General features: G+C 39.2%; 16 protein-coding genes, 1 other RNA gene and 1 pseudogene. 13 read left to right on the forward strand and 5 right to left on the reverse strand.

All coding sequences use genetic code 11. The features are described 5' to 3' along the window. Positions 1-58: 58 nt before the first annotated feature. The 5 genes from hisS to PING_RS06200 all read left to right on the forward strand — a co-directional run bounded on the left by hisS (position 59) and on the right by PING_RS06200 (position 5,042). Positions 59-1,333: a histidine--tRNA ligase gene (gene hisS, locus PING_RS06180; protein WP_041766975.1), complete on the forward strand. Its 1,275-nt coding sequence runs from the start codon at positions 59-61 to the stop codon at positions 1,331-1,333. 35 nt (positions 1,334-1,368) lie between these two features. Next, a complete protein-coding gene (locus tag PING_RS06185; protein WP_011769569.1) occupies positions 1,369-2,049 on the forward strand; it encodes a tetratricopeptide repeat protein in 681 nt (226 codons plus the stop codon). Between the two features lie 13 nt (positions 2,050-2,062). Further along, the gene (gene bamB, locus PING_RS06190; protein WP_011769570.1) at positions 2,063-3,262 is read left to right on the forward strand and encodes an outer membrane protein assembly factor BamB; all 1,200 of its coding nucleotides are present in this window, start codon (positions 2,063-2,065) and stop codon (positions 3,260-3,262) included. Positions 3,263-3,342: 80 nt separating this feature from the next. Beyond that, complete coding sequence (gene der / locus PING_RS06195) at positions 3,343-4,812, forward strand: ribosome biogenesis GTPase Der (RefSeq protein WP_011769571.1); 1,470 nt, start codon at positions 3,343-3,345, stop codon at positions 4,810-4,812. Then, on the forward strand, positions 4,812-5,042 hold the full coding sequence (locus tag PING_RS06200; protein ID WP_011769572.1) for a zinc ribbon domain-containing protein: 231 nt from the start codon (positions 4,812-4,814) through the stop codon (positions 5,040-5,042). The genes der and PING_RS06200 overlap by 1 nt, the downstream gene beginning before the upstream one ends. Positions 5,043-5,125: 83 nt before the next feature. On the opposite strand, the gene PING_RS06205 is transcribed toward PING_RS06200, so the two are convergent. Genes PING_RS06205 through PING_RS06220 form a run of 4 tightly spaced genes read right to left on the reverse strand, consistent with a single transcriptional unit; the run spans position 5,126 to position 8,604 of the window. After that, the gene (locus tag PING_RS06205) at positions 5,126-5,695 is read right to left on the reverse strand and encodes a BON domain-containing protein (RefSeq protein ID WP_011769573.1); all 570 of its coding nucleotides are present in this window, start codon (positions 5,693-5,695) and stop codon (positions 5,126-5,128) included. 8 nt (positions 5,696-5,703) lie between these two features. After that, entirely contained in the window at positions 5,704-6,291 is a 588-nt protein-coding gene (locus PING_RS06210) for an SIS domain-containing protein (protein WP_011769574.1), read from the reverse strand. A gap of 14 nt (positions 6,292-6,305) precedes the next feature. Further along, the gene (locus PING_RS06215) at positions 6,306-6,674 is read right to left on the reverse strand and encodes a YraN family protein (RefSeq protein ID WP_011769575.1); all 369 of its coding nucleotides are present in this window, start codon (positions 6,672-6,674) and stop codon (positions 6,306-6,308) included. After that, positions 6,643-8,604 carry a penicillin-binding protein activator gene (locus PING_RS06220; RefSeq protein WP_083761725.1) on the reverse strand — a complete coding sequence of 654 codons (1,962 nt, stop codon included), beginning with the start codon at positions 8,602-8,604 and terminating at the stop codon, positions 6,643-6,645. Before PING_RS06220 ends, PING_RS06215 begins: the two co-directional genes overlap by 32 nt. Positions 8,605-8,714: 110 nt before the next feature. On the opposite strand from PING_RS06220, the gene rsmI reads away from it, so the two are divergent. The 5 genes from rsmI (at position 8,715) to PING_RS06245 (ending at position 13,056) form a co-directional block, all read left to right on the forward strand. Beyond that, positions 8,715-9,575: a 16S rRNA (cytidine(1402)-2'-O)-methyltransferase gene (gene rsmI / locus PING_RS06225; protein WP_011769577.1), complete on the forward strand. Its 861-nt coding sequence runs from the start codon at positions 8,715-8,717 to the stop codon at positions 9,573-9,575. Positions 9,576-9,632: 57 nt separating this feature from the next. Continuing rightward, an RNA gene (rnpB, locus tag PING_RS19675) (RNase P RNA component class A) lies at positions 9,633-9,999 on the forward strand. Between the two features lie 80 nt (positions 10,000-10,079). Further along, positions 10,080-10,955, forward strand: a complete 876-nt coding sequence (locus PING_RS06235; RefSeq protein ID WP_041766051.1) for a DUF6538 domain-containing protein — start codon at positions 10,080-10,082, stop codon at positions 10,953-10,955. 92 nt (positions 10,956-11,047) lie between these two features. Further along, entirely contained in the window at positions 11,048-11,557 is a 510-nt protein-coding gene (locus PING_RS06240) for a tyrosine-type recombinase/integrase (RefSeq protein WP_269571629.1), read from the forward strand. A gap of 410 nt (positions 11,558-11,967) precedes the next feature. Continuing rightward, positions 11,968-13,056 carry an acyltransferase family protein gene (locus PING_RS06245; RefSeq protein ID WP_011769578.1) on the forward strand — a complete coding sequence of 363 codons (1,089 nt, stop codon included), beginning with the start codon at positions 11,968-11,970 and terminating at the stop codon, positions 13,054-13,056. 181 nt (positions 13,057-13,237) lie between these two features. Here the strand turns inward: PING_RS06245 and PING_RS06250 are convergent, their stop codons facing one another. Beyond that, positions 13,238-13,864, reverse strand: coding sequence for a recombinase family protein (locus PING_RS06250; protein ID WP_011769579.1), 627 nt, complete (start codon positions 13,862-13,864; stop codon positions 13,238-13,240). Between the two features lie 718 nt (positions 13,865-14,582). Between PING_RS06250 and PING_RS06260 the strand changes: the two genes are divergently transcribed. The 3 genes and pseudogenes from PING_RS06260 (at position 14,583) to PING_RS21295 (ending at position 17,132) form a co-directional block, all read left to right on the forward strand. After that, positions 14,583-15,744, forward strand: a protein-coding gene (locus PING_RS06260) for an IS3-like element ISPin2 family transposase (protein WP_086004603.1) whose coding sequence is annotated in 2 segments (ribosomal slippage) — positions 14,583-14,845 and positions 14,844-15,744 — 1,164 coding nt in all. Because the reading frame shifts where the segments join, the coding sequence is not laid out codon by codon here. Positions 15,745-15,872: 128 nt separating this feature from the next. Next, positions 15,873-16,035, forward strand: a pseudogene (locus PING_RS19775) (transposase); the annotation flags it as partial. A 425-nt stretch (positions 16,036-16,460) separates the two neighbouring features. Continuing rightward, positions 16,461-17,132, forward strand: a complete 672-nt coding sequence (locus tag PING_RS21295; RefSeq protein ID WP_041766059.1) for a PEP-CTERM sorting domain-containing protein — start codon at positions 16,461-16,463, stop codon at positions 17,130-17,132. Positions 17,133-17,200: the final 68 nt, after the last annotated feature.

Here is a 17,200-nt window from a genome sequence, read left to right on the forward strand (position 1 = left end):
TTTGAAAAGTCCCTATAATGACTCACTCTTTTATTCTCAACTGTATGTGGAAATCATTGTGGCAAAAAAGATTCAAGCAATTCGTGGCATGAACGATACCCTTCCTGAACAAACACCCGTTTGGCAAAAATTAGAGTCATTATTCAGGCAAGTCGTGAGCAGTTACGGTTACTCTGAAATACGTATGCCAATTGTTGAAAATACGACTCTTTTCAAACGTTCAATCGGCGAAGTGACCGATATTGTTGAAAAAGAGATGTATACTTTTGCCGATCGTAACGGAGATAGCTTAACATTACGTCCTGAGGGAACCGCATCCTGCGTGCGTGCCGGAAACGAGCATGGCTTATTATATAATCAGGAACGCCGTTTATGGTACACCGGCCCGATGTTTAGACACGAACGCCCACAAAAAGGACGCTACCGTCAGTTTCACCAATTTGGTGTGGAGACCTTCGGTATAGGCAGTGCAGATATTGACGCTGAAGTAATTTTACTTTCAGCGCGTTTATGGCGAGCGCTTGGGATAGATAAACAGGTAGAATTACAGTTGAACTCTTTAGGCTCTAACGAAGCGCGCGCGTTATACAAAGAAGCATTAGTTGTCTATTTGTCGACCCATGTTGAACAGCTGGATGAGGATAGCAAGCGTCGTATGGTAAGTAATCCATTACGTGTTCTTGATAGTAAAAATCCGGATATTCAAGCGTTATTAGTCGATGCACCAAAACTATCCGCCTATCTTGATGACGAATCTGCCGAACACTTTGCCCAACTGCAAAAATATCTTGATGCAGCGGGTATTAAATATGTTATTAATGAGCGTTTAGTACGTGGTTTAGATTATTATAACCGTACTGTCTTTGAGTGGGTAACCACTAGCCTTGGATCGCAAGGTACAATCTGTGCGGGTGGTCGTTACGATGGATTGGTTGAACAACTCGGTGGTAAAGCAACGCCTGCGGTTGGCTTTGCAATGGGTCTGGAAAGAATTATTCTGATGCTGGAAACACTGGCATTAAATGATGATGTTAAAAAAGATGTTGATATATATAGTATAGTTGTTGGTGACGGTGCAGATATAGCCGGTTTTAAGGTGGCAGAACTGATTCGAACTGAATTGCCGATGCTTAAAATGATGCACCATTGCGGTGCTGGTAACTTTAAAAAACAGATGAAACGCGCTGATAAAAGTGGTGCACGTTTGGCACTGATCATTGCTGAAAATGAGTTAGAGAGCGATTGTGTCACAATAAAAGACTTGCAAGGTAAGTATGAGCAACAAAGTGTTGCAATGAATGAGCTAATTAAGGTATTACCTAGCTATTTTTAACATTATCTTTAAAAATCTATAACAAGGAATAAACAGTGGTTGATATTATCGAAGGTTACGAAACAGAAGAACAGCAGGTTATTGCGATTAAAAAATGGTGGAAAGAAAACGGCAATACATTAATGATTGCAGCCGTTATTGGACTGGCTGGGCTTTGGGGCTGGCGTTTTTATAACGCGTCGGTGATCACCGGTCAAGAAGAGGCTTCGCAGGCTTATTCGGATATGTTAGTTAAATTTGAAAGCCAAGGTGGTGAAGCAGGTCTTGACAGTATAAGAGCCTTTATCGCTGGCAACCAGGATAATAACTATGGTGTATTAGCCTCTTTGCTGCTTGCCAAAGAAGCAGTACAGCAAAAAGATTTCGCCCTCGCTAAAGCGCAATTTGTACAACTGCAATCACAAAATGAATATGCGCCGCTCAATGCCGTTATTAATTTACGATTAGCCCGCGTAGAAGCCCAACTAGGTGAGTATGAACAGGCGTTAAAAACCCTGACATTAATTACTGAACCCAGCTTTTTAGCGAAAGCAAATCAAGTTAAAGGGTCAATATATTTAAATATGGGTGATATTGAAAAAGCGCGTACTGCATTTCAAGATGCGGTTAATGCCATTGAGGGAAATATTGGACCCATTTTGCAATTACAATTTGATGATCTTGCCACTGTCAATGATAAAAAAATTGCTGCTCCAATTCTTGAAACTGAAAAATAGATTGAGATACCAGATGAAAAAATGGCTTAAAAGTATTGCTGTTATTTCGGGAACCGCTTTTTTATTAACGGGCTGTTCGCTTTTTAATAGTGAAGAAGATGTTGTGGTGATGGCAAACTTACCTATTTTTGAAGCGTCCTATCAACCTAAGGTTGCCTGGCAAAAAAGTGTGGGCAACGGTGTTGATAAATATTATTCACAATTACAACCTGCTGTTGATTCAGATGCTATTTATGCCGCTTCTCGTGAAGGAAAAATCAAAGCTTTTACACTAAAAGAAGGGGAATTACTTTGGTCCAATGATTTTAGTGAACATGAAAGCAATCAATTAAACCGTTCAGCACGATTTTCCGGTGGTATCACATTGGCAATGGATACCTTATTTATCGGCACTGAAAATGCGCAAGTTTTAGCGATTGATAAAAACAGTGGTGAGTTAAAATGGTTATCTAGCGTCAGTGGTGAAGTGCTCGCTAAACCCGCCTACGCAAACGGTAAAGTGGTTGTGCATACAAGCCGTGGAGAGCTGATTGCTCTGGATAGCCAGACCGGAGAACAACTTTGGTCACTGACCAATAAACAGCCTAATTTAACATTACGCGGTAGTTCTACCCCTTCAATTTCTCAAGGCGGAATTATTTACGGACGAGCTGATGGTTTTGTTTCAGCAGCCTTACTTGAGACCGGTCAGGCATTGTGGCAACTTCCAATCGCTCGTCCGCATGGAGCGACTGAATTAGATCGTATTGTGGATGTCGATATGCAACCTGTCATCTCCAACGGTCAGATTTTTGCACTCGCTTATAACGGAAATTTAGCCGCCATTGACTTGCTCAAGGGTGAACAGCTCTGGTCAACTAAGTATTCTGGTTTTAATAATATTACGTTATCAGGCAATCGCCTTTATTTAACGGATTATCGAGGCTGGGTGTATGCTGTTGACCGCCGTACAGGCGATCAGATTTGGGTAAACGAACAATTGTCTTATCGTAATGTCACCGCCGTCACTGTTGCTAATGAGTATCTTGTTGTCGGCGATGGGGAAGGTTACTTACATTGGATCAACCGTGATACCGGGCAGTTTGCTGCGCAACAAAAAATTGATTCTAATGGATTATATAAAGAGCCTGTTACGACAGGAACACACCTTTATTTACTCTCTCGCAGTGGTAAATTAATTGCGATTGAAAAACCATCGATAAATGTAGAATAATTCCTTACATTTTTACTGTATACTTACAGCCCCTCGTATTTATTGCGGAGGGGCTTTTTTTTGTTTGATAGGATTGAAATATGTTACCAGTTGTCGCTTTAGTCGGCCGCCCAAATGTGGGTAAATCAACTTTGTTTAACCGCTTAACTCGTACTCGTGATGCATTAGTCGCGGATTTTCCAGGTTTAACGCGAGATCGTAAATACGGTCAGGCGAAAATCGATGAACACGAATTTATCGTTATTGATACAGGCGGTATTACCGGTGATGAAGAGGGTATTGATGCTTTAATGGCAGGTCAGTCTTTACTGGCCATTGATGAAGCCGATGCGGTTTTGTTTTTAGTTGATGCACGTGCCGGTATGACCATTGCAGATGAAGCCATCGCAGATCACCTGCGTAAACAAGATAAAAAAGTCTTTGTTGTTGCTAACAAAACAGATGGTGTTGATGCCGATTCTGTTTGTGCCGAGTTTTATGCGCTTGGACTTGGCGAGGTTTATCATATCGCGGCTGCACAGGGTAAAGGTGTGCGCCAGATGATTGAGATCGCCTTAGATGGTTTCTTCGATGATGTCGAGCAGGAAGATGACTTTTCTGATCTGGAAACTGGTCTTGAATTTGTTGAAGAAGATGAAGCTTTATTACTAAAAGAGCAGGAACGCCTGGCCGCTTTACCTATTAAATTGGCTCTAATAGGCCGTCCTAATGTGGGCAAGTCTACGCTTACCAATCGAATTTTAGGCGAAGAACGTGTTCTTGTGTACGATCTGCCCGGAACAACACGTGATAGTATTTATATTCCCATGAGCCGTGATGATCGGGAATATATTCTTATTGATACTGCCGGTGTGCGCAAGCGTAAAAAAGTAAACGAAACCGTTGAAAAATTCTCTGTTATTAAAACATTACAAGCGATTGAAGACTGTAACGTTGTGCTCTTGATTATTGATGCACGAGATGGTATTTCGGATCAGGATTTAAGTTTGTTAGGTTTTACCCTGAATGCGGGACGTTCATTAGTCATTGCTGTCAATAAATGGGATGGCATGACCGAATACGACAAAGAGCGGGTTAAAAGTGAACTGGATCGCCGTTTAGGTTTTATCGATTTTGCAAAAATTCATTTTATCTCTGCGCTGCACGGAACGGGTGTCGGCCATTTATATGAATCTGTTGAAGAAGCCTATGACTCTTCGACAAAACGTATCTCTACGTCAATTTTAACGCGTATTATGACCATGGCGGCAGCTGATCACGAGCCTCCTATGGTAGGTAGTCGTCGTGTTAAATTACGTTATGCCCATGCAGGGGGCTATAATCCGCCACTGATTGTTATTCATGGTAATCAAGTGAAAAAATTAGCGGATTCTTACAAACGTTATTTGATGAATTACTTCCGCCGCTCACTGGGTATTATGGGCACACCGATTCGTATTGAATTCCGTGAAGGTACTAACCCGTTTGCAGGGCGTCGTAATAAATTGACACCAAATCAGATGTATAAACGTCAACGTCTGGTGAAGTTTCATAAAAAAAGTAAAAAATAATGGCATTAAAATGCCCTAAATGTGCTTATGAAATAGAGTCTAAGGGCATACAGAAACAACATTATTATTGTGATGCTTGCGACAGTGACTTAAAACTTCATTTGTTATGTGAGCAGTGCGGGTCCCAACTTGCGCTATTACAGGCTTGTGGGGCAGCCAATTTATGGTGTGAGCAGTGTAATGAATTAAAAAGTAAATCTTCAGCTATTTATTCATTAATAGAAAAATAATCGCAAAGAGCCCTTATTTCAGGCTTATAAAAAAGGCTTAATCATGGATTAAGCCTTTTTTTATACGCTAATTTAGACCTAAGCTATTTAAGTTGAAAAACGCGATTTACTCGTTTTACGCCATTAACTTGACGGGTGATACCCGTTGCTTGATCGGCCATCTCTTTCGTTACTTTACCAATTAAAAACACTTCTGAATTTTCGGTTGCCACTTTTATTTTAAGGGGATTTACATTATCATTTGCGGTCAGTTTGCCTTTAACTTTGGTAGTGATCCAGCTGTCTATACTTTGTTGCGCAAAACCAATAGGTTGACCAATTCTTAACTGATTATAAATACCTTTTACATTAGGCAAGGTGTTTAACTGTTTCTCTATTTTCTCACTCCATTGTTGGCTCGTCACTTGGCCTATGATCAGCAGATAACCGCTATTACTGATTAAGTTAATACGAATATCTTCCTTATTAATGTTAAGTTCATTAATTTTATATAAGGCATCCATGGATAAAGAGTCATCACTTAGCTGCTCAGAAATACTGCGCTCATCACTGCTTACTGCTACGGCAGTCCCAGCCATTACAATTAAACCACCGGCACAGCCCTGCAGCAGTAGCAGAGTACCAAGAAAGATGCTTAGAAATATTTTCTGCATATTAATCCTTATTGTTGTGGGAAAAGTTCTTGATCAATCAAATCACTCAAGCAGTTAATAACCAGAAGATGAATCTCCTCAATACGTGATCCTTTATCACTCGGCGCTCTTATTTCTATGTCATCGGAGCCTAACAAACCGGCAAGTTCCCCCCCATCCACGCCATTTAATATAATAATTTGTAAATTTTTACTCAAGGCGGTCTCTACGGCTTTAATTAAATTGCGGCTATTACCCCCATGACTGATAACTAATAACAGATCTCCATCTTGAGATAGTGCCGCAATCTGTTTTGCGTAAATTTCATTAAAATGGCTGTCCGTGGCAATGGCTGATAACAGTGCTGAGTCGGCCGTAATAGCGATAGCCGGAAGAGAAGGGCGTTCTTTTTCATATTTATTGAGCAGATGCGAGGCAAAAATCTGCGCCAAAGCGGCTGCGCCGCCATTACCACAAACTAGTATTTTATTTCCTTTGATCAGTGTTTTGCTCAATAACATTACTGCTTTTTCAATTAATTCCGGTAGCGCTTCAGCTGCGACTATTGAGGTTTGAATACTTTCGGCAAAGTGTGCGTGAATTTTTTCATTTATCATTATGTTATATCATCTTATTCTTGAAAGGCATTTTGGATCCAAGCGGGTGTGGTTGATTTGCTGTCGATAGCAATAGCATCAAAGCGGCAAAAGGGTTCATCTTCTAATGTTCGCAAATAATGCTTCGCAGTGGTGATTATTTTACGCTGTTTGCTTTTATTAATAGAAGCAAACGGCCCGCCAAAATCACTGTTTTTTCTATAGCGCACTTCAATAAAAACAAGGGTATCTTGATCGATCATAATCAAATCTATTTCACCAAAACGGCAGTAATAATTTTGGCAAATTAACCTTAAGCCTTGTTCTTGTAAATAAGATAAGGCTTGTTTCTCTGCAAGTACCCCTTTTGAGTTACTCGCTTGTAGTAGGCGAGGCAACTTCAACTAATTCTCCCTGATAGTATGTTGCCCAACTCAATGCTGGTTGAACCGTATTATTTAAATCCAGGCTTAATTGACCGCCTAAACCGGGGTAGTAATAATCTTTATTGGTTTGTAACTGCATTAGTTGCCCAATCAATTGGTAACTATCAAAACCTAAGGCGAACAAGCGTAACGCAGCATAGGACTGCCTTGGTAACACCTCATTCAGCGTGGTTATTATTTCATCCTGTTGATGGATAAGAAAGGGCATATCTGAAAATGTGAAATTTGATAACTCCTTATTTTGCAGACCACCGCGGTCAAATTGATGAGAACGAGAACTGGCATAGAGTGGTATCCGGTCAGCAAAAGGGCTGACAGTGACATCGATAAAGGGTTTAAGTAAGATCAGTTCATCACGCTTACTGACCAGATAAATCGCATCAATATCGGTACGGCTGCGGACCGCTGTTTCAAGCGAAAGACGCGTCAGGCTTTTCATTTGATTAATACGGGTTTGACTTTGGTCCGTGTATAAAACGCGCTCAATAAAAGAATCTAATTTCGACTTAGAAGTGAAAAAATGTTGTTCAATTTCCCTGTTATACCGTGTTTGCCATTCATTTTTAAATGCCTCTGCAACACGTTTACCGTAGTCAGAATCAGGCGCAATAATAAGCGGATTTTGGTGTTTATTTTCACTGATAAATTGAACCGCTTGTTCGGCTTCGTGTTCGGGGGAAAGTGAAAATGAATAATGCCAAGGCTTTACAGACGTGACTGTTTCAGGCTTATTAATAGTGCTGTTCAGACTGTTTTCTGGAAAACCGTTTAGCGCTAAAACCGGCATTTTTTCAACTAAAGGTAGAAACGTTTCAATCTCATTTTTTAATAATGGACCAATAACGAAGTCGATCTTATTTTGTGCAAACTGGGTGGTGATTTCTTTCATCGTCTGCGCATGGCTATCATAAAAATGAAGTGTGGGTGAGTTAATTGCATTCATTGCAAGAGCATCTGTGCTTGTCGATTTATTCAACTGCTGCTGACGATAAAATGCATCTAATATCCCTAACTTAATTGACTTACCCTGTTCTTGGAAACGTCCCGACAGGGGCAGTAAAACAGCGATATTTTCAGGCTGAAAAGGTTGAATTTCATGAATATTAGTCAGCTGTGTCGGCATAAATAACAGTACCGGGTGCTGTGGATAGCTTTTTTTCCAATCACTGACGCCTTGTTTTAAAAGGTTAATGCGTAATTGGTAACGCTTAAAAATACTTGCAAGCGCATACCAGCCTTTTTTAAATAAATCTTTTTCAAAATTCTGTTCAATGGGACTTTTAGCAGCGTCTACTGTTTCATATTGATTAAGGGTCTTAGCTGGCAAGAAGGAGAGCTGGGTTAATAAAATATCATTGTATTTTTGTTTACTTTTATCACTTTGTAATAGAGGGGTAAGAATTAATAAAAGATTTGATGCCGCTAAATGATTCTCGCGCTTTATATAAAGATCCGCCTGTAGCGATAAAGAGGCAATAGAGGCAAGTTGTGACAACTGTTCAGGATCAATCGCACTTAACGCTTTTTGTGATTCGTCGAATTGATTTTTTGCAAATAAATTCTGCGCGATTAATAAACCCAGTGATGTTTTATCTTTACCTGAAAGAGTCTTGCTTTGCATATGGCTAATAATGGAATCAGCAAGGACAACTCGACCCTCTTCAATAAGGGCTTGAACGGTTAAAAGCTGCCAATCAACATTATTTGAATCTGGATATAATTGATCCTTTTGCAGGTAGTATGCCGAACTGTTTGCTAATTCAGAAAAGAGTTCTGGTGGTATCTCCTTGGGGGATGAAGGACTCGTACTGCACGCCGTTAAAAATGTCATTGTTAATGAGATCATTAACAAGTATGAAAAGCGTTGTGCTGAGGTTAAAACATTCAAAATATCATCCCTTTTTAGCTCGCAAGTATTCGATGTAGGTATCAAGATGGCTATAGTGTAATATTGCCGCATCAGTTAAACAATCTTATTCACTTTATCAAGGCGATTATATGTCTGAAAAGAGCCAAATTTCATCTCAACTACCTGCCAAACTCTATATAGTGGCTACCCCCATTGGAAATATCAGTGATATTACCTACCGGGCAATAGAAATATTACAACAAGTCGATTTGATTGCAGCTGAAGATACACGTCATAGTGGAAAATTATTAAGCCATTATCATATCAAAAAACCCATGTTTCCGTTACATGATCATAACGAGCGTCAACGCGGGCAAGTCCTGATAGAAAAAATTAAAGCCGGGCAGTCAATCGCATTAATATCCGATGCGGGGACGCCATTAATAAGTGATCCGGGTTACCACCTCGTTAATGAATGCCGCGCAGCAGGTGTTGATATTGTGCCGATTCCTGGTGCCTGTGCGGCAATAGCGGCATTAAGCGCGGCGGGAATGCCATCGGACAGATTTTCTTTTGAAGGTTTTTTACCTGCCAAGGGAAAAAGTAAACAAGATAAATTAAAAGCCTTAATTGAAGAATCCCGCACTATGATTTTTTATGAGTCACCACGTCGCGTTCAAGATACTGTTGAGCAGATTATCAGTATATTTGGTGGTGACCGTAAACTGGTTATTGCGCGCGAGTTAACTAAAATCTTTGAATCCTTTTATGCACTGACTGCCGAGGAGATGTTAGTTTGGTTAAAAGAGGATACCAACCATTGCCGTGGTGAATTTGTTTTAATGGTGGCGGGCGCTCAAAAAGATGATGATGCCATTCCACAGGTTGCGCTGAACACCCTGACTTTATTAAAGGAGCAGCTGCCGCTTAAAAAAGCCGCCGCTTTAACGGCGCAAATTCACGATCAGAAAAAAAATGAGCTCTATAAATGGGGATTAGAAAACTTATAACCCAGTAACAAAGACTTTCCTTGTCATTCGCGTCCATTATCCCGTATAATCCGCCGCGGAGTTGGCCAGATCGTCGCCGCTTTTATTGCTTGCAATAAGAGGGGAGGAAAGTCCGGGCTTCAACAGGGCAGGGTGCCAGGTAACGCCTGGGTAGCGTGAGCTAACGACAAGTGCAGCAGAGAGGAAACCGCCGATGTGTTTATGTAAATAAATGCAGGTAAGGGTGAAAGGGTGCGGTAAGAGCGCACCGGCCATCTAGTAATAGTTTGGTGCAAGGTAAACTCCACCCGAAGCAAGACCAAATAGGCTTCCTGAGGTATGGCCCATACTGGAAGCGGGTAGGTTGCTTGAGCCTGTGAGTGATTGCAGGCCTAGACGAATGACGATTCAACGACAAAACCCGGCTTATAGGCTGACTCTATTATCTTCTACTCCCCTTGTTTTTCAAGGGGTTGTAGGGATTCTTACTGTTTCTGGCATAACTTTAATAAGGTTTGCTACACAATGCAGTACACAAAACACCTTCAAATTAGAAACAACACCTATCACTTTCGCTTCAAAATCCCTACAGAATTAAAGTCTCTTACATCAAAATCAGAGATAGTACGTTCACTCAAAACAGATTCGTTTAATGATGCTTGTGTTATTATCGCTACAAAACTCCCATTACTCAGACAACTGAAAAATATGACATCAGAACAGACAACCAGAAATGAACTCCAAGACTTATTTGATGAACTAATAGACTTCACGGATATAGATAATTACAACCGATATCAACGGTTCGCTACATCAGATGAAACTCAAGGAATTCAAACTGTAGAAGATCAAGTCCGCTCAGACTTGCAAGATAATAACAAGACTGACTTTAGTGACCTAACAAGGACGCAACCTAGCATCGACATCAAGAGTCACAAGGACTTCCAGAGGTTGTTTGTGCGATTGCTTGAGGCAAAGTCAGAACGCGCTATGCATGGCTGTACGCCTGAATTTGAGGGGTTATTGTCAAGGGCACAATCAATGCTAACTCCCTCAGTAAAACCTAAATACCTACTATCAGAACAGTACGAGAAATTCAAAGCTTTCAAGGGTTGGACTGATAAAGTCACAAAAGACAATAACCGTTATTTTTTGTTCTTAGTGAGTCACTGGGGTGATATTTGTGTAACTACTATTACTAAACAGCATATCAAAAAAGCGTTAGACGCATATAAATGCATGCCATTAGGTAATCAGCTACCATATAAAAATATGTCGGTTAAACAGCGTTACTTGTTCTCAGTAAATGATATTGATGCTATGCATGAAGATGATTTTGTATCGTCTAAGACAGTTCATGGCTTATTAACGATTATGCAAAGTTTTTTAGTACATACCTAACGAATGAGCGCGATATCCTAGATAAATCACCTACTGATAATGTACGCCATACTATTACAAAGGTACATGGTGGTTGTTATACTGATTCAGAAATACAAACCTTTAAAGCACACGCTTTGAAACAAGCAGGTTGGAAAAAGTGGGTGATACTGCTCGCAATATATTCTGGTGCTCGTAGAGGTGAGATTGTAAAGTTCCTAAAAGATGGAATCAAAGAAGAGCAAGGGATAAATTATTTTGAGCTGAAAGAGGGTAAAAGTCCGAATGCTGTTCGTAAGATTCCAGTTCACGAGCAATTAATCAAAGCAGGGATTCTCAACCTAAAACCTGTAGTTGTAGATGCAAAACCGATAACTGATTATGCGAACAAACTGAGAGACGAATTAAAGATACCTAAAAATGATGTAGACGATAATAAGAGGGTGTTCCATGCATTCAGACACACATTTATCACAAAATCAGTATCAAAGAGTAATACCATCCAATTGGTTCAGGAGCTGGTAGGGCATTCCAAGCTAATAGGTCAAACTGCTGTATATGTGCATAAGATCTCGCTGGTGGACTTACAGCCTGTTGTAGACTCAGTTATTTACTCTGATTAGTTGGATTCTGATATGACAGTTTTAAAGACAGGGCGAGACAAGAGCTAACATATCCATTAGTTAATCAGATTGCTCATATTCGGGAAGAAGCGAGCGTGGCAATAGCTTAAATGTTCGCTACCTGAGGCGTATATGGACTCCACCAATTCTAGCAACTGGCATGGAGTTAGAGTAACTAATAAGGAGACCAGACCATGTTGAAATATAATGTATTTATAGATCTCTCTACTAATACATTTATCACTGCCACGTAAGGTAAATGTCAAATATATGTGTATAATATAATTCAACATATTGTTTAAAAAGATTTATTTTGTTAAAAACCACCTTTATTGGTAGATTATTTTTGCGTATTAGTGAGCATGTAATCCAACACACTGTCATGTATTTTAGTAACCAATGAGTAAATTATGAAGTTAGATAGATTCTCTTCTGAGAGATTAGATATTATTAGATTCCCACTTATTGTAGGAGTCATATTTATTCATGCAATTGGGTCAAGCGTAAAGCTAAAAAACAGTAATACCGGTATTGAGCAAATAGGTTTCATTTCTGAATTCATACAAGCTTTTATTTCTAATGGATTAGCAAGAATTGCTGTACCGCTTTTCTTCTTAATTTCAGGATATCTATTTTTCTTAGCATTTACATGGTCTTTAGAAAAATATCAATCAAAAGTAAAAAGTAGATTAAGGACTCTTGTTATTCCTTTTCTATTTTGGAATGCTATCTGCATATTGGTATTTTTTATAGCACAATCGATACCATCAACAAGTGTGTTTTTCTCGGGATCTAATCAATATATAGCTACATATAATGTTTTTGACTTTTTTAATAATTTACTTGGGTTGAATAAATCGCCAATATCTTATCAGTTTTGGTTCATAAGGGATTTAATAGTAATGGTTATTCTAGCTCCATTATTTTTACTCATCCTTAATAATAAAAACATATCAACTTTTGTTTTTGCATGTTTATTTACCCTGTGGTTTATAGGTTTTTGGCCTATATATGTCCCGTCTTTAGCTGCTTTTTTCTTCTTCTATGCAGGTGCATACTTCAGTAATATGAAATTTGATTTATTTTCAATAGATCGATATGGGAAGGTGATATCTTCTATTTATCTGATTATTTTGGTGACAGATTCTTTAACAAAAGGGGAAGTTTACAGCAGTTATATCCATAAAATTGGTATAGTATTTGGTATAATGACAGCTCTTTATCTTTCAAAATATGCCTTGCAGAGTACTGTTGCAAAGAATGTTCTGTTAAAATTGTCACATTATAGTTTCTTTGTGTTTGCCGTACATGAACCAATACTTACAATACTTAAAAAGATTATATATAAACTAATTGTTCCAACATCTGACTTGGCAGTTACATCTATCTACCTTTCAATCCCAATTGCAGTTATACTCATTTCCCTAGCTGCATACAAAGTACTGAGCATGGCAATTCCAAAAACACTAAACATAGTGACAGGTGGAAGGAAAACATAACAAGAAAAATCCATGTAACGCTTACGAGATAGCTGATTTAGGTGTTAATACCGTATCTTCCAAAAATGATTTCTGAGTCAATTTCGAGGCGAAAGCGCCTTAACGAAATGGAGCTAATATTTGTCAGATTAAGTTGACCCTAGTAGACTGAACTGTCAGCCCTAGTCTGAGTTAATGTAGGTTAGTTGATACCTCTCTGCTCTAACCATTTATAGAAGCGTGACCTTGTTACTCTACAGTTACGCTCTTCCAACTTCCTTATAATTGCTGTCTTTGCTGTCTTGTTCTCTAACTCATTAATGATAAACGCTGAGTGCTCGTCTAACTTCGACTTAACAACAGCACCAACAGCACGCCCGCTAGATAACCCTTTTGCTTTACGGTTAGCATGACCTGCCTTTGCACGTTCAGAGCGCTTCTTGGCTTCTACAGCACTAGCAAACGATTGACCTACTACCGTAAAGATTGTCTCTGCGTCATCTGCATTATCAGCACAGATAACACGCTCGTCATAAGCAAGATGCAACTCACCATACTCAGCAATTTGAGCTATTACACCTATCAGCTGCATTACTTTGTTACGACCCAGACGGGTGATATCACTTACTATAATACTCTGCTTGCTTGCTATTAAAGCGCTAAGTTTACGTTCACTGATATCTGTCTTACTACCTGAAATGTGTTCTTCCACAAACTCAGCGATAACAATACCGTTTTTATCAGCATAACTTTTGATGGCTTCACGTTGAGAATTACCGTCTGCTTTGTTGATGTCACTTACTCGAACGTAACCTATAAAATTTGGCATTTCTTGCCCCTAATGTTAAGTGTCCTTTTTAATGCACTTATTGTACGCTATTGTGGACATAAAGTGCAATGCAAAACTGTCCTTTTTAATGTAATCACCAGAGTGGACAGTTATCAAGGTGGTACGCTTCTATCAGCGTAGGAAATCGTACAAGTAAAACAAAGGGTAGGTAAGGGTTACTTAACACCGATGCGTTAAATTATGAGTTTATTTATAAAATTAAAAATTACTGTAAGGAAACAAGGTGGGAACAGTTTGAATTTATTGTTTAATCTGTCGTTAGAAGTATTACACTTTCGATTTTTTAAATGAGGATGAGAAGAAATAAACTCTGACAAGCTGTAATAATGGGCATCGCAGACCATTTTAGGAGCTGAACGGGGAGTTGTAATCACGCTTAACATTGGTCAAGGGTATCGCCCCTCTTCATAAATACCAAAAGTTGTGATTACTATAAAGCGCACATTGTATCCTATCTATTGACACACATGGTATAATTAATAGATAGGGTATTACTTTTATTCCCAAGAAATTATTCGAAAGAACCCCCCAGTACAACTAAGAATCCAACCGATTACATAGCGTGATAATGGCGCTTCAATAACTTAATTTTCACTATCAAAACATCTCTGTCTAGTTCAATAATTGCAACAATGACGTGGTTTAATAGATTCACACACCCCAGTTAGGACATAATGAACTTAACTGTAGAAACAGAATGACAACACGTAAAAAATATTCAAAAGAATTTAAATTAGATGCAATATCGCTCGTCAATGAGCAAGGTTACAACAATGCTGAAGCCTCTAGAAACCTAGGTATTAGCCCAAGTTTACTGGGTAAATGGATTAGAGAAGCCGAAAAAGGCGACGGCCTCGCTTTCAGAGGCAATGGTAAATTAACGCCCGAACAATTAGAAATCCGTCAACTCAAAAAAGAAAATAGAAAACTTAAAATGGAGCGTGAAATTTTAAAAAAGCGACGGTCTTCTTTGCAAAAGAAGCGAAATAAAGTATTCGTTTATTACTGAGCATAAGAAGACCTGGCCAGTGCGCGTTATCTGCCCCTTAATTGGTGTCGAAATTCGCAATTATTACAGTTACTTAAAACGTCGTGAAACAAAAAAGTTCGATCCAGATCATGGCGACATGATTGAAATGATACAAAAAATATCAGAGAGCAGCGATCACACCTATGGCAGCCGTCGAATGCAGAAAAGCTTAAATGCATTGAGCTTCCCAGTTGGACGCTGGAAAACAGCACAATTAATGAAAGAAGCAGGCGTTTGGGTTCGTTATAAAAAGAAATATAAAGTGACGACAAACAGTGAGCATAAGAAACCTGTTTATAAAAATGTACTTAAGCAAAACTTCAAATACGATCAGCCAAATAAAGCTTATGTTGGCGATATAACCTATATTTGGACAACCGAGGGCTGGTTATATCTTGCTGTTATCATTGACTTATATTCGAGAAAAGTGGTTGGCTGGAGCATGTCATCACGAATGAAGGCAAGTCTTGTATGTGATGCATTAACCAGGGCTATTTGGCAACGAAACCCACCTCCAGGGCTTATTGTTCATTCAGATCAAGGTGTTCAATATGCAAGTGACCAATATCGTAAATTGCTTAAGAGTCATAATTTTATTGGGAGCATGAGCAAAAAAGGTTGTTGTTGGGATAATGCTGTCGCTGAAAGCTTTTTTGGCAGTCTAAAGCAGGAAAGAGTGCATTGGAATAATTACGCTACTCGCTATGAAGCACAACAAGATATATTGCATTACATAACCATGTGGTACAACAGCAATCGTCTTCATTCATACTTAGGTTATTGTTGCCCAAGCACTTTTGAAATGATGAACGGGTATTTGAAAAAGTAGCTTAACTAGGGTGAGTGAATTTAGTTGACCACGTCACTACCAGCTTGACCGGAACTTACTCATAGGTGGCCCTCGCCCCTCGTTTTACCTAACTTCTTAAAATTCAAAATTATAGCCCCGTCCCTCATCACGCAGGTGTAATGAGCAATGTGCAGGATAGGGGGGAACTTGAAAGACTTGTGCCGTTATATTACCCGTTCAGCAGTGTCAGAAAAAAGGTTCGCAATAACGTCTTCCGGAAAAACTCGTTACCAACTTAAAACATCCTATCGTGACTGCACGAGAAATGTCTGACTTTGGCTTCCTCATTGAGGTGAAACAGAGATAAATATGGAAGACATAAAGCAAAGCATATTTCCATATGACGAAAAAGGATGTTTATTCTACCTATACTCACAGTCAGAAATCATGTCGAGTCTCTTTACATCTTTAAGTCATTATATTTACGGCAACTTGCACTATATTGAATCAGTTCACCATTTTTACATGGCACAATTAATGCAAATCTTAGTTAGTTGATTGGTTAATAGTTAATCGCTATGTTCCAGTTAAGTGTTGCTTGTACCGTAACTAATTGATTTGTAAGTATTACTATAATTAAATGCGCGTGAAAAATAATGGGAAATCGATCAGTTCGCATATTACAACGAATGAAAAGTTCAGTTTGGCGGATTATTGTGAAGTACAACAATAGTCATTTAATTAAGGAGAACCGTATGAAATTCAAATCGTTAAAAGTAGGCTTAGCTACTTTAAGCTTGTCTATTGGTTGTTTATTTAATGTGGCAAATGCAGGCGTGATAACTGATACAACTGATAACTCATTCATTGATCAAACTACAAATCTAGAATGGATGGATTTTGGTATAAACAACGGCCAGAGTTATAACTACGTAGCCTCACAGTTGGGTTCTGGCGGGGAATATGAAGGTTGGTCTCTACCGACAAGTGGCCAAGTGTACGCGATGTGGGCAAATGCATTTTTGGGACTCGGTTCTGAGGTGGTGGATCCTAATTATTACGGAACCGGACAGGGGAGAGTGGATGATCGTAACGCTCCGTTAGTTTCGGTATTGGACCCAGTAATGGATGCGATGGGAACGAACTACAGGGCGGCTAGTGGTGATTTTTCAACGGGAGTTTTCCTCGGGGAAAATGGTTATAGTGCGTTTCGTGTTTATAATGATCGGCGAAGCCAATGGATAGATTTTTCATGGCTAATGGATAATGGGAGGTTAAATATTGGAGGAGACACGGCAAATACTATCACTTCTTCAACCCTGTTGGTACGTGCGCAAGTTGCGGCTGTACCCGAGCCACCATTAGTTGCTATATTCGCATTAGGGTTGATGGGTTTAGTGTTACGTCGATTTAAGAAACAAGCTTAAATAGTTAGTTTTTTTATCAAAATCAATGTTCGACGACGGTATGCCTGAATAAACCCATGTAACCCAAT

The sequence above is a fragment of the Psychromonas ingrahamii 37 genome, assembly GCF_000015285.1.
GTDB classification, from domain to species: domain Bacteria; phylum Pseudomonadota; class Gammaproteobacteria; order Enterobacterales; family Psychromonadaceae; genus Psychromonas; species Psychromonas ingrahamii.